1 pseudogene is annotated in these 215 nt (G+C 55.3%); it reads right to left on the bottom strand.

The features are described from left to right. Window positions 1-215 (bottom strand): annotated as a pseudogene (locus I656_RS0117430) (DUF4351 domain-containing protein); the annotation flags it as partial.

The following is a 215-nucleotide window of genomic DNA, read 5'->3' as shown; positions in this document are numbered from 1 at the left end:
GTATACCCCATTTTGCCAAGGAGGGCAGCCGCGATCGGATTGTCATGCCGGATGTAGTCCCGCCAATGTTTCTTGCGCAGCTCCACCGGGAAAAAGCGAAACTGCAGCACGTCGCCAAAGGGAAACTCGATTGAGAACACGGACGGTTCCTCGCGAAGGGCCTCATAGCTGAAGACAGCGATCGGAACGATGCGGGTGCGGTATTTTTCAAACAG

This window comes from Geobacillus sp. WSUCF1, assembly GCF_000422025.1.
Lineage (GTDB): Bacteria > Bacillota > Bacilli > Bacillales > Anoxybacillaceae > Geobacillus > Geobacillus zalihae.
The sequence above is the reverse complement of the archived record's forward strand: the minus strand, read 5'-3'. Positions and strand labels throughout refer to the sequence as shown.